23 protein-coding genes are annotated in these 23,029 nt (G+C 66.3%); 8 read left to right on the top strand and 15 right to left on the bottom strand.

Annotated features, from left to right (window positions below):
• Nucleotides 1-12 precede the first annotated feature (12 nt).
• From ACF8ME_RS20235 to ACF8ME_RS20210, 6 genes are all read right to left on the bottom strand, one after another.
• Nucleotides 13-1,224 carry a class I SAM-dependent methyltransferase gene (locus ACF8ME_RS20235; RefSeq protein ID WP_047326630.1) on the bottom strand — a complete coding sequence of 404 codons (1,212 nt, stop codon included), beginning with the start codon at nucleotides 1,222-1,224 and terminating at the stop codon, nucleotides 13-15.
• 50 nt (nucleotides 1,225-1,274) lie between these two features.
• The gene (locus ACF8ME_RS20230; protein WP_026062042.1) at nucleotides 1,275-1,796 is read right to left on the bottom strand and encodes a GNAT family N-acetyltransferase; all 522 of its coding nucleotides are present in this window, start codon (nucleotides 1,794-1,796) and stop codon (nucleotides 1,275-1,277) included.
• A gap of 256 nt (nucleotides 1,797-2,052) precedes the next feature.
• A complete protein-coding gene (locus ACF8ME_RS20225; RefSeq protein ID WP_016447735.1) occupies nucleotides 2,053-3,489 on the bottom strand; it encodes an aldehyde dehydrogenase family protein in 1,437 nt (478 codons plus the stop codon).
• Between the two features lie 210 nt (nucleotides 3,490-3,699).
• Nucleotides 3,700-4,059 carry a hypothetical protein gene (locus ACF8ME_RS20220; RefSeq protein WP_016447736.1) on the bottom strand — a complete coding sequence of 120 codons (360 nt, stop codon included), beginning with the start codon at nucleotides 4,057-4,059 and terminating at the stop codon, nucleotides 3,700-3,702.
• A gap of 30 nt (nucleotides 4,060-4,089) precedes the next feature.
• Nucleotides 4,090-6,702, bottom strand: a complete 2,613-nt coding sequence (gene clpB, locus ACF8ME_RS20215; RefSeq protein ID WP_151019235.1) for an ATP-dependent chaperone ClpB — start codon at nucleotides 6,700-6,702, stop codon at nucleotides 4,090-4,092.
• Nucleotides 6,703-6,835: 133 nt separating this feature from the next.
• Nucleotides 6,836-7,744 carry an AraC family transcriptional regulator gene (locus ACF8ME_RS20210; RefSeq protein WP_017404082.1) on the bottom strand — a complete coding sequence of 303 codons (909 nt, stop codon included), beginning with the start codon at nucleotides 7,742-7,744 and terminating at the stop codon, nucleotides 6,836-6,838.
• A gap of 104 nt (nucleotides 7,745-7,848) precedes the next feature.
• Here ACF8ME_RS20210 and ACF8ME_RS20205 point away from each other — a divergent pair, with 104 nt between their 5' ends.
• Entirely contained in the window at nucleotides 7,849-8,742 is an 894-nt protein-coding gene (locus tag ACF8ME_RS20205) for a DMT family transporter (protein WP_392417977.1), read from the top strand.
• A 9-nt stretch (nucleotides 8,743-8,751) separates the two neighbouring features.
• Here ACF8ME_RS20205 and moaE read toward each other — a convergent pair whose 3' ends face one another.
• Nucleotides 8,752-9,213: a molybdopterin synthase catalytic subunit MoaE gene (gene moaE / locus ACF8ME_RS20200; RefSeq protein ID WP_016447740.1), complete on the bottom strand. Its 462-nt coding sequence runs from the start codon at nucleotides 9,211-9,213 to the stop codon at nucleotides 8,752-8,754.
• 99 nt (nucleotides 9,214-9,312) lie between these two features.
• On the opposite strand from moaE, the gene ACF8ME_RS20195 reads away from it, so the two are divergent.
• The 3 genes from ACF8ME_RS20195 (at nucleotide 9,313) to dapA (ending at nucleotide 11,140) form a co-directional block, all read left to right on the top strand.
• A complete protein-coding gene (locus ACF8ME_RS20195; RefSeq protein WP_016447741.1) occupies nucleotides 9,313-9,567 on the top strand; it encodes a hypothetical protein in 255 nt (84 codons plus the stop codon).
• 8 nt (nucleotides 9,568-9,575) lie between these two features.
• Nucleotides 9,576-9,920 (top strand): hypothetical protein, encoded by a 345-nt coding sequence (locus ACF8ME_RS20190; RefSeq protein WP_034363797.1) that lies wholly within the window; start codon nucleotides 9,576-9,578, stop codon nucleotides 9,918-9,920.
• Between the two features lie 284 nt (nucleotides 9,921-10,204).
• The gene (dapA, locus tag ACF8ME_RS20185) at nucleotides 10,205-11,140 is read left to right on the top strand and encodes a 4-hydroxy-tetrahydrodipicolinate synthase (RefSeq protein WP_392417975.1); all 936 of its coding nucleotides are present in this window, start codon (nucleotides 10,205-10,207) and stop codon (nucleotides 11,138-11,140) included.
• Here the strand turns inward: dapA and ACF8ME_RS20180 are convergent.
• The 7 genes from ACF8ME_RS20180 to ACF8ME_RS20150 form a co-directional block, all read right to left on the bottom strand.
• The gene (locus ACF8ME_RS20180) at nucleotides 11,086-11,439 is read right to left on the bottom strand and encodes a recombinase family protein (protein WP_017404077.1); all 354 of its coding nucleotides are present in this window, start codon (nucleotides 11,437-11,439) and stop codon (nucleotides 11,086-11,088) included. The genes dapA and ACF8ME_RS20180 overlap by 55 nt on opposite strands.
• A gap of 5 nt (nucleotides 11,440-11,444) precedes the next feature.
• A complete protein-coding gene (gene moaD, locus ACF8ME_RS20175; protein ID WP_013801032.1) occupies nucleotides 11,445-11,720 on the bottom strand; it encodes a molybdopterin converting factor subunit 1 in 276 nt (91 codons plus the stop codon).
• A complete protein-coding gene (gene glp, locus ACF8ME_RS20170) occupies nucleotides 11,717-12,952 on the bottom strand; it encodes a gephyrin-like molybdotransferase Glp (protein ID WP_212644974.1) in 1,236 nt (411 codons plus the stop codon). Before glp ends, moaD begins: the two co-directional genes overlap by 4 nt.
• A gap of 10 nt (nucleotides 12,953-12,962) precedes the next feature.
• Complete coding sequence (gene mobB / locus ACF8ME_RS20165) at nucleotides 12,963-13,523, bottom strand: molybdopterin-guanine dinucleotide biosynthesis protein B (protein WP_392418149.1); 561 nt, start codon at nucleotides 13,521-13,523, stop codon at nucleotides 12,963-12,965.
• A 46-nt stretch (nucleotides 13,524-13,569) separates the two neighbouring features.
• Nucleotides 13,570-14,997 (bottom strand): threonine synthase, encoded by a 1,428-nt coding sequence (thrC, locus tag ACF8ME_RS20160; RefSeq protein WP_392417972.1) that lies wholly within the window; start codon nucleotides 14,995-14,997, stop codon nucleotides 13,570-13,572.
• A gap of 140 nt (nucleotides 14,998-15,137) precedes the next feature.
• The gene (locus ACF8ME_RS20155) at nucleotides 15,138-16,487 is read right to left on the bottom strand and encodes a homoserine dehydrogenase (RefSeq protein ID WP_016447749.1); all 1,350 of its coding nucleotides are present in this window, start codon (nucleotides 16,485-16,487) and stop codon (nucleotides 15,138-15,140) included.
• A 110-nt stretch (nucleotides 16,488-16,597) separates the two neighbouring features.
• The gene (locus ACF8ME_RS20150; protein ID WP_016447750.1) at nucleotides 16,598-17,833 is read right to left on the bottom strand and encodes a pyridoxal phosphate-dependent aminotransferase; all 1,236 of its coding nucleotides are present in this window, start codon (nucleotides 17,831-17,833) and stop codon (nucleotides 16,598-16,600) included.
• Nucleotides 17,834-18,004: 171 nt separating this feature from the next.
• Here ACF8ME_RS20150 and ACF8ME_RS20145 point away from each other — a divergent pair, with 171 nt between their 5' ends.
• The 4 genes from ACF8ME_RS20145 to ACF8ME_RS20130 all read left to right on the top strand — a co-directional run bounded on the left by ACF8ME_RS20145 (nucleotide 18,005) and on the right by ACF8ME_RS20130 (nucleotide 21,387).
• Nucleotides 18,005-18,373 (top strand): Mth938-like domain-containing protein, encoded by a 369-nt coding sequence (locus tag ACF8ME_RS20145; RefSeq protein WP_392418147.1) that lies wholly within the window; start codon nucleotides 18,005-18,007, stop codon nucleotides 18,371-18,373.
• Between the two features lie 138 nt (nucleotides 18,374-18,511).
• Nucleotides 18,512-18,997, top strand: a complete 486-nt coding sequence (locus ACF8ME_RS20140; protein WP_012207021.1) for a peroxiredoxin — start codon at nucleotides 18,512-18,514, stop codon at nucleotides 18,995-18,997.
• Between the two features lie 176 nt (nucleotides 18,998-19,173).
• On the top strand, nucleotides 19,174-20,985 hold the full coding sequence (locus ACF8ME_RS20135) for a PhoH family protein (protein WP_392417970.1): 1,812 nt from the start codon (nucleotides 19,174-19,176) through the stop codon (nucleotides 20,983-20,985).
• Nucleotides 20,986-20,988: 3 nt separating this feature from the next.
• Nucleotides 20,989-21,387, top strand: coding sequence for a hypothetical protein (locus ACF8ME_RS20130; RefSeq protein ID WP_047326624.1), 399 nt, complete (start codon nucleotides 20,989-20,991; stop codon nucleotides 21,385-21,387).
• Nucleotides 21,388-21,461: 74 nt separating this feature from the next.
• On the opposite strand, the gene dnaB is transcribed toward ACF8ME_RS20130, so the two are convergent.
• Entirely contained in the window at nucleotides 21,462-22,898 is a 1,437-nt protein-coding gene (gene dnaB, locus ACF8ME_RS20125; protein WP_016447754.1) for a replicative DNA helicase, read from the bottom strand.
• Nucleotides 22,899-23,029: the final 131 nt, after the last annotated feature.

Here is a 23,029-nt window from a genome sequence, read left to right as displayed (position 1 = left end):
GGGTGCCGGCGATCAGCGAGGCGCCAGGCGCCACAGCGAGGTGACTTCGGCAGCGCGTGCGGCGTGCAGCGGATCGGCAGCGTCCGCAGCCTTCCCATGGCGCGGGCGGATGTCCTCTCGGCCCAGGACCTGCAGGCCAGCGGCCTCGATCCACTCCAGCAATTGCTCGCGCGAGCGCAGTTGCAGATGCTCGGCCAGATCCGACAGGATCAGCCAGCCTTCGCCGCCCGGCAGCAGATGCGCTGCAAGGCCTTGCACAAAGCCGCGCAGCATGCGGCTGCCTTCGTCGTAGACGGCCTGCTCCAGCAGGGAGCTGGCCTTGCCCGGCAACCACGGTGGATTGCAGACCACCAGGGCGGCCCGGCCTTCGGGGAACAGGTCTGCCTTGCGCAGGCTCACGCGCTGCGCCAATCCCAGTCGCTGCAGGTTGTCCTGCGCACAGGCCAGGGCCCGGTCGCTCAGATCGGTGGCCACCACCTGCCGCACGCCACGGTGCAGCAAGAGAGCGGAAAGCACACCCGTGCCCGTGCCGATATCCCAGACTGCGGCATCGGCCTGCTGGGCTGCGGCCGGCAGGGGCGCCTGCGCCACCAGATCCAGGTACTCGCCGCGCACCGGGGAGAACACGCCGTAGTGCGGATGAATGCTGAACTCCGGCATGCCCGGCACAGCCAGGGCCACGCCCTTCTTGCGCCACTCATGCGCACCCAGCGCGCCCAGCAGTTCACGCAAGGGAACGATGACGCTGCGCGCACCCTGATCGGCGGGAATGTCGCCCCAGGCCTCGCGGCAGGCCTCGCTCCAGTCCGGTGCGCGGCGCAGGGCGCAATGCCAGCTGGCATCGAGCTCGATCATCACGCTGGACAGAATGCGTGCCCGCTGCGCCAGCGCCTGGCGGTGCAGGTGGAAGGCATGGGGAAAGACAGGCTTGGCGTCTTCCTTGCCGGCCCGCCGATGGCGAGCCTTGGCGGACGTCTCACGTGCAGGCTTGTCCAGGCGGCGGCCCAGCGCCGACAGCAATTGCCTGGCATTCTGGAAATCGCCGCGCCACAGCATCGCCTGGCCTTCGCAGGCCAGGCGGTAGGCGCTGTCGGCAGACAGGCTGTCGTCGGCGATGACGATGCGGCGCGGTGCGGTCATGGTGCTGTCCGCGCGCCACAGCGCTGCCTGCGTGGCCTCGTTCTCCTGCCATTGCAGCAGGGACCAGTTCTGGGAAGAGGACAAGGCCTGCTGCTCCGTGAGTGATTTAGGGGGAAAGCGGGTCGGAGACCCGATCAGTTCAGTGCGCGCTTGAGCCGCACTTCCTCGATCTTGAGACCGCCCACCTGGGCCGTCTTGGCGGTGGACATTTCGCGCTTGAAGCCGGCGAGCTCGTGAAAGCGCAGCGCGCGTTCATTGCGCAGCGGCACCCACGACGTGACATTGGTGCAGCCTTCTTCAAGCAGGCCGTCGCGTGCGGCGTCCCACAGGGCCACGCCCACACCCTGATTCCAGTGGGTAGGTGCAGCATAGATGGCCCAGATTTCACCGGTGGTCTGGCGCGACTTCTCATCGCGCGAGCGGTCGAAGCCGACGAAGCCGACGATCTTGTCGCCATCGATGGCGACCTGAACCTGGGGCTCGCAAAATTCAATGGCTTCGCGCCAATAGGCCTGGCGTTTTTCTACCGACGACATGCTCTTGAGCTGGTCATCGGGAACCAGACCTCGGTAAGCCTCCATGGCGGAAGCAGTATGGATCTGGGCAATCGCTTTTGCATCGCGGAGAGTGGCTGGACGAACCTGGATACTAGACATGGAAAAACCGAAACGAAAACAGGTGAAAATAGAAGGGCGTGATTTTCACCGGAATCGCGCTTTTTGCGTGCATCGAGCCCCTTAGCCATGCACGCAAGTACGGCTGTGCTCGTTTTCTTGCCCTCGGCTATCGGATGTGCTATGTGCTCTTCAAAAAAGAGCAGCTAGTGCATGCAACACAAGGCTCGCCAAGGAATCAGTTGACAATTCCTCACGATGCAGGCATGCCCGGCAGCACGCCCGATCGAGCCATTGCTCACAGCCAGCGGCGCATCAGTTCCATGATGCGATCGAACTTCGCACCATAGGGCGGATACAGCATGGCGGCCCCTGACCAGCGCGACTGCACGAACACCGCCTTCTGATGGCTCAGCCGCGCAAAGCCCTGCTCCGAATGATAGGCACCCCAACCGCTGTCGCCCACGCCACCGAAGGGCAGGTTCTCGTGCGCGAAGTGCAGCAGGGTGTCATTGACCGTCACCCCGCCGCTGATGGTGCGTGACAGCACCGCATCACGCACCTTCTCGTCGCGGCCGAACCAGTACAGCGCCAGCGGCCTGGGCCCGGCATTGATGGCCGAGACCACGTCGTCCAGCCTGTCGTAGCTGATCACGGGCAGGATGGGGCCGAAGATCTCCTCCTGCATGAGCTGCATCTGGCTGGTGGCATTGAAGACCAGGGCCGGTGCCATCTGGCGCTCCACGGCATCACCCCAGGCCATGTCCGCCCCCTCCTGGCTGGCGCCGCCGTCCTCCATCCATTCGACATGGGCGCCCATGCCCTGGGCCTGGCGCAGCATCTGCCGCAGGCGGGCCAGGTGGCGCTTGGTGAGGATGGCGGCATAGTCCGGGTTGCCGGCAAAGCGCGGGAACAGCCGCTGCGCGGCGGCGCGAAAGGCCTCGGCGAATTCGGCCTCCTGTCCACGCGGCAGCAGCACGTAGTCGGGGGCAATGCAGGTCTGGCCTGCGTTGACGAGCTTGCCATGTGCGATCTTGAGCGCTGCCTCCTTCAGGTCGCAGTCGGTGGAGACGATGCAGGGCGACTTGCCGCCCAGCTCCAGCGTGGTCGGCGTCAGGTGCGCTGCGGCCGCCTGGGCCACGCGCCGGCCCACGGCCGTCGATCCGGTGAACAGCAGATGGTCGAAGTGCAGGCCCGAGAACTGCGTGGCCACGCTCACATCGCCCTCGATCACGGCGAACTCCTCGGGCGCAAAGAACTGCCCCACCAGCGCGGCCAGTTGCGCCGACGTGTGCGGCGTGAGTTCGCTGGGCTTGAGCATGACGCGGTTGCCCGCTGCCAGGGCCGTGATGGCAGGCCCCAGCGCCAGCTGCACCGGATAGTTCCACGGAGAGATCACCCCCACCACGCCCAGCGGCTGGCGCTCTATCCACCCACGGCCCGGCATGAGCATCAGCGGCGTGCGCACCCGCTGGCGCCCCGACCAGCGCGCCAGATGGCGCAGCGTGTGCTTGAGCAGGTTGCGCAGCACGAACAGCTCCACCATCTCGGTCAACCGTGGCGAGCGCATGCCGAAGTCGGCCTGCACTGCGGCAGCCAGCACGGGGCCGTGCTCGTCCAGCAGCTTTTGCATGCGCAGCAGCCTCTCGCGGCGCACCAGCAGCGGCACGTCCACCTGCGCCCGGCTGGCCTGGTACTGAAGTTCGAAGACGCGATGAAGATCCATCTGGGTCATAGGGCTCAATGGTAAGAAGACGCGGCAGACGCTCTCATGCTGCACAGGCCGCCTGCGGATTGGCTGGATACGGCGGCAAGCAGCCAGAACGGCTCGGAGAAAAAAAAGGGAGCCTTGCACGGGCTCCCGAGGGTTACAGACTATACGGGCCGATATGCGCGGCCTGGGCGCGAAGATGCGCAGGCCGCGTAAAGGCTGCAGCAAGACGCTTCAGGGCTCGCGCACTTCACGGGGCTGAACGTCGGTCACCTCGCCCGCTCCCGGCAGCACGCCTGCGCCTGCACCTGCGCGACGGCCACCGCCTTCAGCCGCGCCGTAGGCGCGCTGCGGGCGCTGGGCCATCCACTCGGAGCCGGAGCGGTAGACGGTCTGCCAGCCAGCCCGCGGGCTCATGCGCATGGCCCAGGGCATGACCGGCTGGCCGGTGAGCCTGGCCCACAGCGCCCGCACGGCCCAGACCAGGGCCAGCAGCGCAGCTGCGGTGAGCAGGCTGACAAAGAAGACCAGGCCCACAAGCATCAGCAGGATGCGAACGGCCCAGCGGGTCAGGGTGGCGACGAAATCGTTCAAAGCAAAGCCTTTCTTGGCTGGCCCGGTGCGTCAGGCGGAGTCTGCCGCATCGAACCGGAATACGCCCGGTTCCTGTACCGGGTCCACATGCACCGCAATCGTGCTCTTGGGCGGGAAGCGCCCTTCGAGCAGCAGTTTCGACAACGGATTCTCGATCCGCTGCTGTATCGCGCGCTTGAGCGGCCGGGCCCCGAAAACGGGATCGAAGCCCACCTTGGCCAGTTCGGCCAGTGCCTGGTCGGACACCTGCAGCGCAAGGTCCATTTTCTCCAAACGCCGCTCCAGCAGCTTGAGCTGAATCCTTGCGATCGACTCGATATTCTTCGCGTCGAGCGCGTGGAACACCACGGTCTCGTCGATGCGGTTGAGGAATTCGGGTCGGAAATGGTTCTTGAGTTCCCCCCAGACCGCGTCTTTCACATCATCGTAATCCTCGCCGACCATGGCCTGGATCAGCAAAGAGCCTATGTTGCTCGTCATCACGATGACCGTATTCTTGAAGTCCACGGTGCGGCCCTGGCCGTCGGTCAGCCGGCCGTCGTCCAGTACCTGCAGCAGCACGTTGAAGACGTCGGGATGGGCCTTCTCCACCTCGTCGAGCAGCAGCACGCTGTAGGGCTTGCGGCGAACGGCCTCGGTCAGGTAGCCGCCTTCCTCGTAGCCCACGTAGCCGGGCGGCGCGCCGATCAGGCGGGCCACGGAATGCTTTTCCATGAACTCGCTCATGTCGATGCGCACCAGATGGTCTTCGCTGTCGAACAGGAAGCCGGCCAGCGCCTTGCACAGTTCCGTCTTGCCCACGCCCGTGGGGCCCAGGAACAGGAAGGAACCGGTGGGCCGGTTGGGATCGGACAGGCCCGAGCGCGAACGGCGGATGGCGTTGGCCACGGCCGAGATGGCCTCGTCCTGGCCGACGACGCGGTCATGCAGCCGGTCTTCCATGCGCAGCAGCTTGTCCTTCTCGCCCTGCATCATCTTGGCCACGGGAATGCCCGTGGCACGGCTGACCACCTCGGCAATCTCCTCGGCGCCCACATGGGTGCGCAGCAATCTGTGGGCGGGCGCACCGCCCTGCCCTTGCTCGCTGGCCTGGGCTTCATTGAGCTGCTTTTCCAGCGAGGGCAGCTTGCCGTACTGCAGCTCGGCCACCTTGTTGAAGTCGCCCTTGCGCTTGAGCTCGTCGATCTGGATGCGGATCTGGTCGATCTCCTTGCGGATCTGCTCGGAGCCCTGGGCGCTGGCCTTCTCGCTCTTCCACACGTCTTCGAGGTCGGCGTACTCGCGCTCCAGGCTGCCGAGTTCCTCCTCGATCAGTTGCAGGCGCTTTTGCGAGGCCTCGTCCTTTTCCTTCTTCATGGCCTCGCGCTCGATCTTGAGCTGGATCATGCGGCGCTCGAGCTTGTCCATGACCTCGGGCTTGGAGTCGATCTCGATCTTGATCTTGGCCGCAGCCTCGTCGATCAGGTCGATGGCCTTGTCGGGCAGGAAGCGGTCGGTGATGTAGCGGTGGCTCAGCTCGGCCGCGGCCACAATGGCCGGGTCGGTGATGTCCACGCCGTGGTGGGCCTCGTAGCGCACCTGCAGGCCGCGCAGGATGGCGATGGTGTCCTCGACCGAGGGCTCCTCGACCAGCACCTTCTGGAAGCGCCGCTCCAGCGCCGCATCCTTTTCGATGTACTTGCGGTATTCATCGAGCGTGGTCGCGCCGATGCAGTGCAGCTCGCCGCGCGCCAGGGCCGGCTTGAGCATGTTGCCCGCGTCCATGGCGCCGTCGGCCTTGCCGGCACCGACCATGGTGTGGATCTCGTCGATGAACAGGATGATGCGCCCCTCTTCCTGGGCCACTTCCTTGAGCACGGACTTCAGGCGTTCCTCGAAGTCGCCGCGGTACTTGGCGCCGGCCAGCAGGCCCGCCATGTCCAGCGACAGCACGCGCTTGTTCTTGAGGCTTTCGGGCACCTCGCCGGCCACGATGCGCTGGGCCAGGCCCTCGACAATGGCGGTCTTGCCCACGCCGGGCTCGCCGATGAGCACGGGGTTGTTCTTGCTGCGGCGCTGCAGCACCTGGATGGAGCGGCGGATTTCGTCGTCGCGGCCGATCACCGGATCGAGCTTGCCGATGCGCGCGCGCTCGGTCAGGTCCATGGTGTATTTCTTGAGGGCCTCGCGCTGGCCTTCGCCTTCGGCACTGTCCATGGTCTGGCCGCCGCGCACGGCGTTGATGGCCGACTCCAGGCTGGAGCGCGTCACGCCGCTTTCCTTGAGCAGTTGGCCCGCACGCGTGGAGGCGCCGCTGCTGTCGGTCAGCGCCAGCAGGAACAGCTCGCTGGCAATGAACTGGTCGCCGCGCTTGAGGGCTTCCTTCTCGGTCGCCTGCAGCAGGCGGCCCAGCTCGGAGCCGACCTGCACCTGGTCCTGATGCTGCACGCGCGGCAGGTCTGCCAGGGCCTTCTCGGCCGCGGCCTGCAGCTGGCCCACGTTGGCGCCGGCACGCTGCAAGAGCGAGCGCGGACCGTCGTCCTGGCGCAGCAGCGCCACGAGCAGGTGCAGGGGTTCGATATTGGATTGGTCACCGCCCAGGGCCAGCGTTTGCGCGTCGGCCAGGGCTTCCTGGAACTTGGTTGTCAGTTTGTCGATTCGCATGGTGTTTCTTTTCGCTCCTGAAACAGGGTCATTGCGATTTATCTGATACCGGCAGGGCAAATTTCAAGCCATGCCCGGCCCGCAAGGACAGACGCTTGCGCCAGATCAAGGCCGGCGAGGCCGGCCATCCTTCTCAAGCATTGCGCTGAAAGATCGAGAACTGCGTAGGCGTAACGCCCAAATGCGCCCGGAAGCTGCGCACCAGGTGGCTGGCGCTGGAAAAGCCGCAATCCAGCGCCAGCTCGGCCAGCGGCGGCACGTTGCGCGCAGACAGGGCACGCCGTGCCCGGGCCAGGCGCTGCTGCAGCACCCATTCGTGCACCGTGCAGCCCATGCTCTGGCGGAACATGCGTGCGAAATGGAATTCCGAAAGGCAGGCCTGTCTCGCCAGTGCCGGCAGCGACACGGCCTTGGAGTCATGCAGATGCGCCTCGATATGGGCAAGCACCCTGCGCCGCACGGCCGCAGAGAGCCCGCCCAGCGGCCGCTGCAGCGCCTGCACCTGGCGCGGCGTGGCGGACTGCAGCACCAGCCGGTCCACCAGCTGCTGGCCAATGGCATCGGCCGCCAGTTGCTGCTGCGGGTCCTGCCAGTCCAGCTGCATCAGCGCACGGGCACCGGCGTGGAAGGCCTGATCGTCCCCGTAGATCTGCGCACGCAAGGTGCGCGAGCGGGGCTCGGCATCCAGCATGCGGACCACGCGCCCCGCCCAGGCCAGGTCGGACACATACAGGTGCAGGAACTGCACGGGCGATCGCACCAGCCAGTGCGATTCGTCCTCTGGCGTGAAGATGCAGATGCGCCCCGGCGCCCCCATGGCCTCGGGCCGCGCCTTGAGCTGCGAGCCCTCGCCGCCGGCCAGGTAGACCGACAGCGTGTGGTGACCGGGCTGGCAGTAGCGCACCTCGTCGTCCACATTGGCCCAGACGGCCAGCTCCACCCCCTCGCTCAGGCGCACGCGCCGCTGCAGCCGGGCCTTGGAGCGTGACAGCACCTGGCACAGGTGGCTGGAGGGCAGCTCGGGCAGCGGCGTGGGCGTCATGGCAGCGATTGTGGTCCCGCAGCCATACCGACGCATGGCGCCAGGCCATCAAACCGCAGGAATCTGCCATGCCCGCCCAGCCTGCGGCGCCATCATCACCGGCCATGACTGCCACCCTCTATGCCCTGGTCGTGCTGATCTGGGGTTCGACCTGGATCGCCCTGAAGCTGCAGCTGGGCACCGTGCCCGTGGAGCTGTCCATTGCCTACCGCTTTGCGCTGGCCGCCGTGCTGATGTTCGCCTGGCTGGCCTGGTCGCGCCAGCTGCGCGTCCCACGCGGCCCGGCGCTGCCGCGCGTGCTGGCCCAGGGCCTGTGCCTGTTCAGCTTCAACTTCGTGTGCTTCATGCATGCCAGCGAGACGCTGGCCAGCGGCCTGGCCGCCGTGGTGTTCTCCAGCGCCAATCTCTGGAACGCGCTGCTGGCGCGCATCATCCACGGCCGCAGGCTGGCGCCCCATGTGCTGGCCGGCAGCCTCTTCGGCCTTGCAGGCCTGGTGGCGCTGTTCTGGCTCGAGCTGCGCGCAGGCCGGCATGCCAGCCTGCCCGGCCTGGCCTGGGCCGTGCTGGGCACGCTGTGCTTTTCCTGCGGGAACATGCTGTCGGCCTCGCTGCAGTCCATGGGCTGGCGGCCGGCCCAGACCAATGCCTGGGGCATGCTGGCCGGCACGCTGCTGCTGACAGGCTATGCGCTGGTGGCAGGCCTGCCCTGGCGCTTCGATGCCAGCTGGACCTATGTGGGCTCCTGGCTGTACCTGGCCATTCCGGGCTCGGTGATCGCGTTCACGGCCTATCTGACCCTGGTCGGGCGCCTGGGCCCCGAGAAGGCGGCGTATGCGACGGTGCTGTTCCCCATCGTTGCGCTCAGTATCTCGGCCCTTTTCGAAGGCTATGTGTGGACGCCGCTGGCCGTGGGTGGCCTGCTGCTGGTGATGTTCGGCAACCTGCTGGTGTTCCGGCCGCCGCAATGGTTGCGGGGTGCCGCACTGCGCAGGGCCTGAAGCGTCAGCTCACTGGCGCCAGCGCGCCAGCGCCTCTTCGTCGCTGACGCGCGCATCCACCCAGCGCGCGCCCTCGGGCGTCTGTTCCTTTTTCCAGAAAGGCGCCAGCGACTTGAGGTAGTCCATGATGTATTCGCAGGCCTGGAAAGCCATGCCCCGGTGCGATGCAGTGACGGCCACGAGCACGATCTGGTCCATGGGCTGCAACGGGCCGATGCGGTGGATGACGCGCGCGCCATGGATGCCGAAGCGCTGGACCGCCTCGTCGATGATGGCCTCGATGGATTTCTCGGTCATGCCCGGGTAGTGCTCCAGCTCCATGCTTGCCACGGCGGCGCCCTCGTTGCGGTCGCGCACGGTGCCTATGAAGCTGCATACCGCGCCCACGCGGGCGTCGCCGGAGCGCAGGGCGGCGAGTTCGGCCGATACGTCGAAATCCTCGGTCTGGATGGATACACGGGCTGCTTGCATGCCCGCATTGTCGCAGGGCGGCGGCGCGCCAGAAGGCGATGAACGCGGTAGCATTGCCCTCCCCCGCCCCCAGCGCTTTTTTGCTGCGGCGGGCCACGCATGGCCACACTCACGATCACCACCCCCGAATACACGCTCTATCCCTCGCCGCGCAACGAGCAGCGCGTGGTCTACGAGCACCAGCTGTTCGTGCCCCATCCCTACACCATCATCCACCTGCCCGACTACGGCTTTCGCGGCAAGGCCACGCTGTTTGCAGCCCACCGGCTGGGCGACGGCAAGATGGGCCAGCTGGTGAGCTGCGAGCTGGCCGAAGACATCGCACGCTTCGAACGCCTGTTCGAACCCGATTGAGGCGCGCCATGGACGAGACCAGCCAGATACAGCCGCCGCCGAGCTTTGCCGCCCTGTATGCCGACCGGCACGGCCGGCTCAAGGCATCGATTGCAGACGTGGTCGGGCGCTATGAACTGTGCGAGGACCTGGCCAGCCACCTGGTCGAGCAGGCACAGACGCTTTACCACTCGGGCAATTCCTCGGAGCAAGGCGTGCTGCTGGGCATGCACGCCGGCCTGGCTGCCGAAGGCTCCATCGTCAGCCCCGGCGAGGCACGCTGGATCGTGCAGCGCCTGGCCGAGCTGCTGGAGTGGCAGGCACCGCTGCTGCCCGATGCATCAACCCCTCCCGGCGCCGAAGGCGCAGCCTGAAGGTCACCACCGAGGCGCTCAGGCGCGCTACACTGCGCGCCATGCCTGCCATCTTTGCCTTCCCCACATGCCACGGCGATGCCGTGCGCCTGTGCCTGGGCAAAGCCTGCAAACCCCAGCTCGTCTGACCGGAGCTGAGGTTCCGTCCAGATGAGCGACGGAACCGGCCCGGCAGCCTCCATCTCCCCTTCCCGCATCCCTTCAGGCGCCTGCCTTTCCGCCCTCGGTCTGGCCGGTGGCTGCGTCCGGTCGTTCATTGTTTGAATCACCCGAAGGGATCTTCCATGTCTTTGCCTTCCACCACCTCGCCACAGGCCCGATTCCAGGGGCTGTGGCTTCCGCTGGTCACGCCCTTTCTTCCTGGAGATGAGGCGGCGGTGGACCACGGGGCGCTGCGCGCCCTGGTGCAGCACTACAACGCCAGCGGCATCGCCGGCTACGTGGCCTGCGGCTCGACCGCCGAGGCCGCCGCGCTGAGCGAAGCGGAGCACGATGCCGCCCTGTCCACCATCCTCTCAGCGGCCCAGGGCATGCCCGTGGTCATGGGCGTTTCGGACTGCCACCTGGGGCATGCGCTGGCCCGCGTTCAGGCACTGAACGCCCTGCCGCTGGCCGGCATTCTGGTGCCCGCGCCGCACTACATACGCCCATCGCAGGCAGGCCTGCTGCAGTGGTTCACGGCGATTGCCGAGCGCAGCGCCCATCCGGTCATCGTCTACGACATTCCCTACCGCACCGGCGTGGTGCTGGAGCTGGCCACGCTGCGTGCGCTGGCCGCACATGAGCGCATCGTGGCCATCAAGGATTGCGGGGGCGATGCCGCCAAGACCCAGGCGCTGATTGCCGATGGACAGCTGCAGGTGCTGGCCGGCGAAGACGCGCAGATCTTTTCCACGCTGGCCCTGGGCGGCGCGGGAGCGATTGCTGCCAGCGCGCACGCGCATACAGGGCACTTCGTCGAGCTGATGCAATGCCTGGAGCGCGGCGACCTGCCCGCTGCCCGTGCGATGTGGGAGCCGCTGCAGCCGCACATCGCCGCCTGCTTTGCCGAGCCCAACCCCGCCCCCATCAAGGCCTTGCTGGCGCAGCAGGGCCGAATGCGGGCAACGCTGCGGGCACCCATGCAGCCGGCATCGGCCGCGCTGGCGCAGCGGCTGGCCGGGATTCAGCTGCCGCTGCTGCCGTCCGCAGACAGTGTTGCCGAACGCAGGTCGGCGTAGCGGTTCAGGATGCGCTGCACCTGACCGTGCGTCCACTCGCCACCCCGGGCCGCGGCAATGCCGCGCGCATTGAGTTCGGCGGCCATGGCGCGGTGCGTCAGGCCGCGCGCCTGCAGTTCGGCGAACAGCGCCTCATGCTGCTGGGCAAAGGCATCGGCCGTGGATTTGCGCTTTTCCACGGTGGCGCGCAGGTTGTCTGCGCCTGCACGGCCCAGTTGCACGCCGCGCGCCTTGGCTTCGGACAGGGCCTTGCGCGTGCGTGCGCTGATGGCCTGGTCCACGGGCTTGTCGGTGGTCATTTGGGTCAACCTCCGGTCACGGGGGGGAAGAAAGCCACCTCGTCCCCCTGGCGAATGGCGGCACCGGCATCGCACAGGACCTGGTTCAGCGCCATGCGCACGGCCTTGCCAGGGGCCAGCGCTTCGGCGGCTGCACCGCCACGCGCAATCAGTTCCTCACGCAGCGCGCCCACGGTGGCGGCCTCGGTGGACAGGGTTTCGCTGCCCGTGCCCAGGGCTTCGCGGATGGAGGCGAAATAGCGCACGGTGATGGTGATGGCGATGGGGACGGCCTGGCTCATGACAGCAGCTCCGAAAAGGCGATGAAGCGCACCCGGTCGCCCGGCGCAATGGCCTGGCCTGGCGGGTTGTCCACCACGCCATCTCCCCAGGCTGCCGAGGTCAGCACGCCCGAACTCTGGTTGCGGAACAGCTCCAGGCCACCGCCCTCGTTGTAGCGCACGCGCAGGAATTCGCGGCGCTTGTCCCCGCGCGGCCAATGGAAGTCGGCGCGCACCTCGACCGAGCGCGGCAGCGCCTGCTGCACGCCCTGCAGGCGCAGCACGAAGGGGCGCACCAGCAAAAGGAAGGTGACGAAGCTGGAGACCGGGTTGCCGGGCAGGCCGATGAAGTGGGCAAAGCCTTCGCCCTCGCGGTTCACGCGGCCATAGGCGAAGGGCTTGCCGGGCTTGACGGCGATCTGCCAGAGGTCGAGCTGGCCCAGCGCCTGCACGGCGGGCTTGACATGGTCTTCCTCGCCGACCGACACCCCGCCGCTGGTCAGGATCAGGTCATGCGCGCGGGCCGCCTCGCGCAAAGCATCCACAGTGGCCTCGCGCCGGTCGGGGACGATGCCGAAGTCGGTGACCTCGCAGCCCATGCGCTGCAGCAGGGCGCGAAGGAAGAATCGGTTGCTGTTGTAGATGCTGCCGGGCGGCATCTGCTCGGGCGCGACCGTGCCCGGCATGACCAGCTCGTCGCCCGTGGAGAACAGGGCCACGCGCGGCTTGCGTGCCACGCGCAAAGAGGCCAGGCCGATGCTGGCGGCCAGGCCCAGCTCGGCCGGCGACAGGCGCGTGCCGGCCGCGATGACGGTGGCGCCGCGCCGGATGTCCTCGCCCGAGCGGCGTATCCATTGCCCGGCCTCGGGCCGCGCCTTGATGCGCACGCGACCGTCTTCCAGAACTTCGCAGTCTTCCTGCATGACGATGGCATCGGCACCTTCGGGCACCGGAGCCCCCGTGAAGATGCGCGCCACCGTGCCCACGGCCAGCGGCTGGCCCACGGCGCCTGCGGGGATGCGCTGCGAGACGGGCAGCTCGGCATTGCCCTGCGTGCATTCGGCGCTGCGCACGGCGTAGCCGTCCATGGCGCTGTTGTCCTGGGGCGGCACCTGCAGCGGCGAGACGGCGTCGGCCCGCAGCACGCGGCCATCGGCGTCAAAGCAGTCCACGGTGTCATCGCCAGCCAGCGGCAGTGCCTGGGCCAGCAGTTCGGCCAGCGCTTCGTCAAGGGGCTTGAGCGGGGCTCGCATGGTTTTTCTCCTAGTCTTGGCCGCTATCAGGTGCACGGTAGCGCAGGCGCTCCCCCTGATCCAGCAGCCATTGCAGTATCTGCGCTGGCGCGTTGAGGTCCAGCACGGGCTGGCGCGGCGGCTCGGGCAGGCGGGCCGGCGCATCGGTTGCCAAGGCCAGCACATGGGGATCGTGCGGGAACAAAGGCGCCTGGGTCTTGCCGGCGCTGGTGCGCTCGGGCTGCTCGCGCCAGATTTCTATCTTGGGCAGGTCGGCGTGCTTGAAACCTTCTACCAGCACCCAGTCCACGAGGGGGTCCAGCTCGGCCAGCATGTCGTGCACCGACAGCTCCGTGGGCCGGGGGAATTCGCGCATCAGCGCCAGACGGCGATCGGAAGCCAGCACCACCTCATAGGCACCCGCCTTGCGGTGGCGCCAGCTGTCCTTGCCCTCGTGATCGACATCGAAATGGTGGTGGGCATGCTTGACCACCGAAACGCTGAGCCCCTGCGCACGCATCAGCGTGATCAGGGGCTCCACCAGGCTGGTCTTGCCCGAGCCGGAGTAGCCGGCGAAGCCGATGACCTTCATCGCCATGCACTCCAGCTGCGGACCTGCGGACAGCCCGGCCGTGGCATCAGTCGCAATGCCGGGCGATGTAGGCCTTGACCTGCTCGGCGTCGGCCGGCAAGTCGGTCACGCGCTTGGGCAGGTCCTCGATGCCTTCGAACTTGGCCGGGCGATCGGGCAGGCGGCCCAGGACCTCCTCGATGGTGGCGGCGAACTTGATGGGCAGTGCCGTCTCCAGCACGATCATGGGCACGCCGGCCTGCAGCTGCTCGCGCGCCACCTTGACGCCGTCGGCCGTGTGCGTGTCGATCATGGTGCCGAAGCGCTCGAAGGTATCGCGGATGGTGGCCAGGCGGTCGGCATGCGTGCTCTTGCCGCTGACGAAGCCGTAGCGGGCAGCAGCTTCCTGGAACAGCGGGTTGCCGCCCAGGTCGAAGCGGCCCTGGCGTGCCACGCCCTCGGCGAACAATTCGCGCGTGGCCTGTCCATCGCGACCCAGCAGGTCGAACACGAAGCGCTCGAAGTTGCTGGCCTTGGAGATGTCCATCGAGGGGCTCGATGTCTCGTAGGTGTGCTCGCTGCCGCGCACCACGTAGGCGCCCGTGCGGAAGAACTCGTCGAGCACATCGTTCTCGTTGGTTGCCACCACCAGGCGCGCTATCGGCAGGCCCATCTGGCGCGCCACGTGGCCGGCGCAGATGTTGCCGAAGTTGCCACTGGGCACCGTGAAGCTGACCTTCTGGTCATTGCCCTGCGTGGCCTGCAGGTAGCCGGCGAAGTAGTAGACGACCTGGGCCAGCAGGCGGGCCCAGTTGATCGAGTTGACCGTGCCGATCTTGTACTTCGCCTTGAAGGCGTGGTCGTTGGAGACGGCCTTGACGATGTCCTGGCAGTCGTCGAACACGCCTTCGATGGCGATGTTGTGGATGTTGGCATCCTGCAGGCTGAACATCTGGGCCTGCTGGAAGGGGCTCATGCGGCCGCGCGGGCTGGTCATGAACACGCGCACGCCCTTTTTGCCGCGCATGGCGTACTCGGCGGCGCTGCCGGTGTCGCCGCTGGTGGCGCCCAGGATGTTCAGCTCCTCGCTACGGCGGCCCAGTTCGTACTCGAACAGGTTGCCCAGCAGCTGCATGGCCATGTCCTTGAAGGCCAGCGTGGGGCCGTTGGACAGGGCTTCGAGCCACAGGCCGTCTTCCAGCGGGCGCAGCGGCGTGATCTCGGCCGTGCCGAACACCTGCTGCGTATAGGTCTTGGCGCACAGGGCGCGCAGATCCTCGGCCGGGATGTCGTCGATGTACAGGCTCAGGATCTCGAAGGCCAGGGCCGCGTAGCCCTGCTCCTTGTAGATGCTGCGCAGCTCGCCCAGGCGGGCGGCATCGATCTGCGGATAGCGCTCGGGCAGGTACAGCCCGCCATCGGGCGCCAGGCCCTCGAGCAGGATGTCGCAAAAGCGCTTGCGGTCCGCGTGGCCGCGCGTGGAAAGATAAAGCATGTCGCTTCCTCGTCAGTATTCTGTGAGACGGGGCGCGGCCGATGCCAGGGATGCCGAGCAAGGGCCGCCCCGCAGCGAGGGCGTCGTCCCCCTCCCGCGTGCGAGAGAGGGGGAAGCGGCGCAGCCGCTCAGGGGGTGTCTTAGTTCAACTCTTCCTTGCGGATGCGGTTGATAGGGGCCAGCACCGTGGGCAACTGCTGGATCTGCGCCAGGGCAGCATCCATGTCGCCTTCGCGCGTGGCGTGGGTCAGGATGATCAGGTCGGTCTGCGGCACGCCCTGGCTGCCTTCGCTGTCGCCGCTCACCTCGCCAGCCTCGCGCTGCAGCAGGGCATCGATGCTGATGCCGGCACCGGCGAGGATGCTGGTGATCTTGGCCAGCACGCCGGCTTCGTCGGCCACGCGGATGCGCAGGTAGTAGCTGGTGACCACCTCGCTCATGGGCAGCACGGGCAGCTCGCCACCTGCGGCGACCAGCGTGTTCGACTGGAAGGCCAGCGGGGGCACGCGGTGCTCGGGGTCGGCCGTGTGCAGGCGGGCAATGTCCACCAGGTCGGCAATCACGGCGCTGGCCGTGGGCTCGGAGCCCGCGCCCTTGCCGTAGTACAGCGTCGTGCCCACGGCGTCGCCATGGACGACGACGGCGTTCATCGCGCCTTCCACGTTGGCGATCAGGCGCTTGGTCGGCACCAGGCTGGGGTGCACGCGCAGCTCGATGCCCTTGTCCGTGCGCTTGGTGATGCCCAGCAGCTTGATGCGGTAGCCCAGTTGCTCGGCGTACTTGATGTCGGCCGCAGACAGCTTGGTAATGCCTTCCACATGCGCCTTGTCGAACTGCACGGGAATGCCGAAGGCGATGGCGCTCATCAGCGTGACCTTGTGGGCGGCGTCCACGCCTTCGATGTCGAAGGTCGGATCGGCTTCGGCATAGCCCAGGCGCTGGGCCTCCTTGAGCACCACGTCGAAGTCCAGGCCCTTGTCGCGCATCTCGGACAGGATGAAGTTGGTCGTGCCGTTGATGATGCCGGCCACCCACTGGATCTGGTTGGCCGTCAGGCCTTCGCGCAGCGCCTTGATGATGGGGATGCCACCGGCCACGGCCGCTTCGTAGGCCACCATCACGCCCTTCTCGGCGGCGGCCTTGAAGATTTCGCTGCCATGCACGGCCAGCAGGGCCTTGTTGGCCGTGACCACATGCTTGCCGGCGGCAATGGCCTCCAGCACCAGGGCCTTGGCAATGCCGTAGCCGCCGATCAGCTCGATCACCACGTCGATCTCGGGGTTGGCGATGATCTCGCGCGCATCGCCGACCACCTTGGCCGTGTCGCCCACGACGGAGCGTGCGCGTTCCGTATCCAGGTCGGCCACCATGGCAATCTCAATACCGCGGCCCGCGCGGCGGCGGATCTCTTCCTGGTTGCGCTGCAGCACGTTGAAGGTGCCGCTGCCCACGGTGCCAATGCCCAGAAGGCCTACTTGGATCGGTTTCATAAACTACTTGCCAGTCAAAAAATGCTGCGGCGCCCAGAGGGTGCGCGCCGGCAGCCGGTAAAAAGCGATGGTCGGCGCAAGGCCCTCTCCCCCGCCGGCCCCCGCACAGTTCAGCCGCGGTCCGTGCCGTGGCGCTTGCGGTATTTCTCGAGGAACACGGCCAGGCGGCGGATGGCCTCGCGCAGGTCGGTGTCGTGCGGCAGGAAGACGATGCGGAAATGGTCGGGGTGCGGCCAGTTGAAGCCTGTTCCCTGCACCAGCATGACCTTGGTCTCCTGCAGCACTTCCAGGAAGAACGCCTGGTCATCCTTGATCGGGTAGATCTCGGGGTCCAGGCGCGGGAACATGTACAGCGCGGCCTGCGGCTTGACGCAGCTCACGCCGGGGATTTCGGTGATCAGTTGGTAGGCCAGGTCGCGCTGCACGCGCAGCCGGCCGCCTTCCTGCACCAGCTCGTCGATGCTCTGATGCCCGCCCAGCGCCGTCTGCACGGCCCATTGGCCAGGCACATTGGCGCACAGGCGCATGTTGGAGAGCATGTTCAGGCCCTCGATATAGTCCTTGGCCGCCTTCTTGTCGCCCGAGACCACCATCCAGCCGGCGCGGTAGCCGCAGCTGCGATAGGCCTTGGACAGCGAGTTGAAGGTCAGCGTCAGCACATCGGTGGACAGGCTGGCCAGCGGCGTATGCACGACGTCGTCGTAGAGCACCTTGTCATAGACCTCGTCGGCGAAGATCACCAGGCCATGCTCGCGGGCCAGCGCCACGATGCTTTGCAGCAGCTGCTTGCTGTACAGGGCACCTGTCGGATTGTTGGGGTTGATGACGACGATGCCCTTGGTGCGCGGCGTGATCTTGGCGCGGATGTCGTCCAGGTCGGGCATCCAGCCGTTGGACTCGTCGCACATATAGTGCACGGGCGTGCCGCCGGACAGGCTGGTCACGGCGGTCCACAGCGGATAGTCGGGCGCCGGCAGCAGCATCTCGTCGCCGTCGTCCAGCAGCGCGTTCGTGGCCAGGCTGATCAGCTCGGATGCGCCATTGCCCAGGTAGATATCGTCCAGCGTCACGCCCAGGATGCCCTGGCGCTGGGTTTCGTGCATCACGGCCTTGCGCGCCGCGAAGATGCCCTTGCTGTCCGAGTAGCCTGCCGAATTGGGCAGGTTGCGGATCATGTCCTGCTGCACTTCCTCAGGAGCGTCGAAGCCGAACACGGCCAGATTGCCGATATTGAGCTTGATGATCTTCTGGCCGTCCTCTTCCATCTTCTTGGCCGCGTCCATGATGGGCCCGCGGATGTCATAACAGACGTTGGCTAGTTTTGCGGATTTGAGAACGGTTTTCATGCTGAGAATATGAAAGTGGCCGGCGCGGGCTTGCGGCCTTCATGCACGCCAAAGTGCCCCATGCACCCTGGTGAAACCTATAATTTGACCACAGTTCCGCAATGCAGCATCGCCCTGGCCCCGACCCATGTGGCGGCCACCCCCATCGCGCAGACCGCGCCACCCTCATCCATGAAATTCCACGCCGACAAATCCGAAGCACAGAGCATCACGGGCTATGGCACCGGCTGGGTCGCTGTGGACCGGGAAAAGTTCGAACACAGCCTGCTTGTCGGCGCCAAAGGCCTGCGCCAGGCCTGGGACTGCGCCCGCTTCGAAGACCTGACGCCTGAGCATTTCGAGGCCCTGTCCCAGCTGGATGCAGAGGTCATCATCCTGGGCAGCGGCCAGCGCAACCGCTTCCCGCCAGCGGCCTGGCTGCGCCCGCTCATGGCCCGACGCATCGGCCTGGAAAGCATGGATACGCAGGCCGCGTGTCGCACCTACAACATCCTTGCCAGCGAAGGCCGTAACGTCGTCGCGGCCCTACTCTTGGAGTAGACTCCTGCCCCCCTGATTGGGAGAAATTCCGTTTTCAGGGTAAAATTGCAGGTTGCGGTTGGGGGCATTTCCGATAAAAGCAAAAACACAAACACGGCCCTCGGCATTTCAACGACTACACCCGAGAGATATAAGCGCATGGCGATCGTTGTCAACAAACCCCTTCCCGAATTTGAAGCCAACGCTACCGGCGGGATCAAGGTGACCAACACCTCCCACACGGGCCAGATTCTGATCCTGTATTTCTACCCCAAGGACAATACGCCTGGCTGCACCACCGAAGCCATGCAGTTCCGCGACAAGTACAAGGACTTCGTGAAAGCTGGCGCCACCGTGTTTGGCGTCTCGCGCGACAACATGAAGTCGCACGACGACTTCAAGGAAAAGCTGGAACTGCCGTTCGAGCTGATCGCCGATACGGAAGAGAAGATGTGCCACATGTTCGGCGTGGTCAAGAACAAGATCATGTACGGCAAGAAGGTGAAGGGCATCGAGCGCTCCACCTTCCTGGTCGGAGCCGATGGCCTGCTGGTGCAGGAATGGCGCGGCCTGAAGGTTCCCGGTCACGTTGACGAGGTCCTCAAGGCTGTCAAGACCCTGAAGGCATTGAAGCAGGCTGCCTGATAGCAACAATCCGACAGGTGACAGAGTGCCGGCCGACATATTCAGGCCGTCCGCCTATGCATAATGGGGCAATGCCTCTTAGCAAAGACGCTTTTCCCTGTCACCCCTCCAAAGCCGCCTCGGTTTCCAGGCGGCTTTGTGCTTTTTGATCCTTGTTGAGGAACGGTTCGTCCACCATGCCCCTGCCCCCCGCACCCGGCCGCCGTGCCGCCAAGCTCCCCCCCGAAGCCTTTCTTCCCGTGCGCGGTGCCCAGCACGCAGACCCCCTGCCCGCTGACGATCTTCCCGATGCAGTCGAGGCCGTAGCTGCCGCCGCGCCACGCAAGCGCAAACCGGCCCCGGCCTCCGCCTCCAACACCACCGCCACAGCCGCAAAGCCCGCACCGGCGCGCGGCCGCAACGCCAAGCCCGCATCACCGGCACCGGCTCCTGCAGCCGCGACTGCAGCCCCGGCCCATCGGCAGCGCCGTGCAACCGACAATTCCAACGCAACGGCAGCGCCGTCCAGCGCCCGGTCGACCAACAGGTCGGCCACGGAAGCCAAGCCGGCAGCACTGCTGGCAGCGCCGGTTCGCCCACGCCGCACGCGCACAGGCCCGAAGACGCTGTTCGTGCTCGACACCAACGTGCTGCTGCACGACCCGACCAGCCTGTTCCGCTTCGAGGAGCACGACATCTTCCTGCCCATGGTGGTGCTGGAAGAGCTCGACGGCCACAAGAAGGGAATGACCGAAGTGGCGCGCAACGGCCGCCAGGTCAGCCGCACGCTGGATTCACTGGTCGCCTCCCAGCCCTCCGAGACGCTGGACAAGGGCCTGCCGCTGAATGCCACGGGCCAGCGCAGCGCCACCGGCATGCTGTATTTCCAGACCGAACCACTGGAGACCTCGTTGCCCGACAGCCTGCCCCAGGGCAAGGCGGACAACCAGATCCTGGGTGTTGTCGCCGCGCTGCGCAAGAAGTTCAGCGAGCGTGAAGTCGTGCTGGTGTCCAAGGACATCAACATGCGCGTCAAGGCACGCGCCCTGGGCCTTGCGGCCGAGGACTACCAGAACGACAAGGTACTGGACGACGGCGACCTGCTGTACGCAGGCGCCCTGGCCCTGCCCCAGGACTTCTGGGCCAAGGCCGGCAAGAACGTCGAAAGCTGGCAGGAAGGCGCCATCACCTACTACCGCATCAGCGGCGCCATCGTCGACCAGCTGATGATCAACCAGTTCGTCTACCACGAGGCACCGGGCGAGCCCAGCCTGTTCATGCGCGTGACCGAGATCCGCGACAAGACGGCCGTGCTCAAGACGCTCAAGGACTTCGGCAATCCCAAGTACGCCGTCTGGGGCGTCACGGCGCGCAACCGCGAACAGAACTTCGCGATGAATCTGCTGATGAACCCGGACATCGACCTGGTCACGCTGACCGGCACGGCCGGCACGGGCAAGACCCTGCTGGCCCTGGCCGCCGGCCTGTCCCAGGTGCTGGACGACCGCCGCTACACCGAGATCATCATGACGCGCGCCACGGTCAGCGTGGGCGAGGACATCGGCTTCCTGCCCGGCACCGAGGAAGAGAAGATGGGCCCCTGGATGGGCGCCCTCGACGACAACCTCGAATTCCTGGCCAAGGGCGATGGCGGCAATGCCGGCGAATGGGGCCGCGCCGCCACCAACGAGCTGATCCGCAGCCGCATCAAGATCAAGAGCATGAACTTCATGCGCGGCCGCACCTTCCTGAACAAGTACGTCATCATCGACGAGGCCCAGAACCTGACGCCCAAGCAGATGAAGACCCTGATCACGCGCGCCGGCCCCGGCACCAAGATCATCTGCATGGGCAATCTGGCGCAGATCGACACGCCCTACCTGACCGAGGGATCGTCGGGACTGACCTACGCCGTGGACCGCTTCAAGGGCTGGCCCCACAGCGGCCACATCACGCTGGCGCGCGGCGAGCGCTCGCGCCTGGCCGACTTCGCCAGCGAGGTGCTGTAAGCCATGGCGATCAGCTGGATCACGGCGCTGAAGCTGGTGCCCTGGGGCGATGTCATCGAGGCCACCCCCCAGGTCGTCAAGGCAGCCAAGAGCCTGCTGCGCAAAAAGGATGCGGAGCAGGCGGTCGTCGCGCAGCCGGCTGCAGCCGGCGAGCCGCTGGCAGCTCCGCGCTCGGCTGGCGAACAGGCTCTGCTGCTGATCCAGGCCCAGGAAGCCCGCATCACGCAGCTGGAGCAGTCACAGCGCCAGTCGCTGGAACTGATCGAGAAGCTGGCCGAGCAGAATGCCCAGATCGTGGCCACCGTGGGTGCGCTGCGCACGGGCGCCCAGCGGCTGGCCTGGGCCTGTGCCATCCTCGGCGCCTGCGTGGCAGGTCTGCTGATCCATGCCTGGCGTACATAGACCGCCCACTGCAAAAAACCAAACGGCCCCTCGGGGCCGTTTTTCATGGAAAGCCTGAAAGCCAAGCGCTGCAATCAGTACTCGTCGCCACCACCGTAGCCCACGGCCAGGTTCTCGAAGCGCGTCTGGTTTTTCTGGAAGAACAGCTTGACCGTGCCGGTCGGGCCGTTACGCTGCTTGCCGATGATGACTTCGGCGATGTTGGGCTCCTTGCTGTCCTTGTTGTAGTAGTCATCGCGGTAGATGAACATGATGATGTCGGCATCCTGCTCGATGGCGCCCGATTCGCGCAGGTCGGACATCATGGGGCGCTTGTCGGTGCGCTGCTCCACCGAACGGTTGAGCTGGGACAGGGCAATCACCGGGCACTGCAACTCCTTGGCCAGCATCTTCAAGCCCCGCGAAATCTCGCCCAGCTCGGTCGCACGGTTGTCGGAACTGGCGGCCGAACCCGAGCCGCTCATCAGCTGCAGATAGTCGACCACGATCAGGCCCAGCTTGCCGCAGGTACGCGCCAGGCGCCGCGCATTGGCGCGCAGCTCCGTAGGCGACAGGCCGGGCGTCTCGTCGATGTGCAGGGACACCGTGCGCAGCCGCTCGATGGCTTCCGTCAGGCGCGGCCACTCGTCATCGTTGAGCTTGCCCGTGCGCAGATTGCCCTGGTTGACGCGGCCGATGGAGCCGACGATACGCACCGCCAGCTGGGCCGCGCCCATTTCCATGGAGAAAATGGCGACCGGCAGGCCTTCGTTGAGCGCCACGTGCTCGGCGATATTCACCGCAAACGAGGTCTTGCCCATCGAGGGGCGTGCGGCCAGCACCACCAGGTCGCCAGCCTGCAGGCCACTGGTCATGCGGTCCAGATCGACGAAGCCCGTGGGCACGCCGGTCACGTCCATGGGGTTGTCGGCCATCTCCTGGACACGGTCCAGCAGGTCCACCACCAGCGTGTCGAGCGACTGGAAGCCCTGCTTGTTGCGCGCCCCCTCCTCGCCGATGGCCAGGATCTTCTGCTCGGCCTCGTCAAGGATGCGGTCCACCGTCTTGCCCTGCGGATTGAAGGCATTGGTGGCGATGTCATCACTGGCCGTCACCAGCTTGCGCAGGATGGAGCGCTCGCGCACGATCTCCGCGTAGCGCCGGATGTTGGTGGCACTGGGCACGTACTGCGCCAGCTGGTTCAGGTACAGCAGGCCGCCAATTTCCTCGGCCTTGCCCATGCCCTGCAAATGCTCGTACACCGTGATCACGTCGGCCGGCTTGCTGGCATTGATCAGCTTGCCGATGGCCTCGTAAATCAGCTTGTGCTCATGGCGGTAGAAATCACCATCCACCAGCAGATCGCCCACGCGGTCCCAGGCACTGTTGTCCAGAAGCAGGCCACCCAGCACGCTGGACTCGGACTCCATCGAATGCGGCGGCACGCGCAACTGCGCGACCTGCTGGTCGCCAGCGGGCAGCAGCGGTGCGAACGCATCATCGAGATCGAGCGGGGGCATTACGGACGACATGGAATTCCTGGAGATGAGCCCGCCATCGTAGCGGCTGGCAAAAGGCCGCGCCACCCGGCGTCATCACCCGGGCGCGGCAAAGCAAAAAGCCGCCCGAAGGCGGCTTTTTGGTGATACGGGACAAGCCCCGG

It is taken from the genome of Delftia sp. WSY_7, from assembly GCF_043104845.1.
In the GTDB taxonomy this organism is placed as follows: domain Bacteria; phylum Pseudomonadota; class Gammaproteobacteria; order Burkholderiales; family Burkholderiaceae_C; genus Comamonas; species Comamonas tsuruhatensis.
Note: the sequence above shows the minus strand (reverse complement) of the source record. Positions and strands in the feature narration are given on the sequence as shown.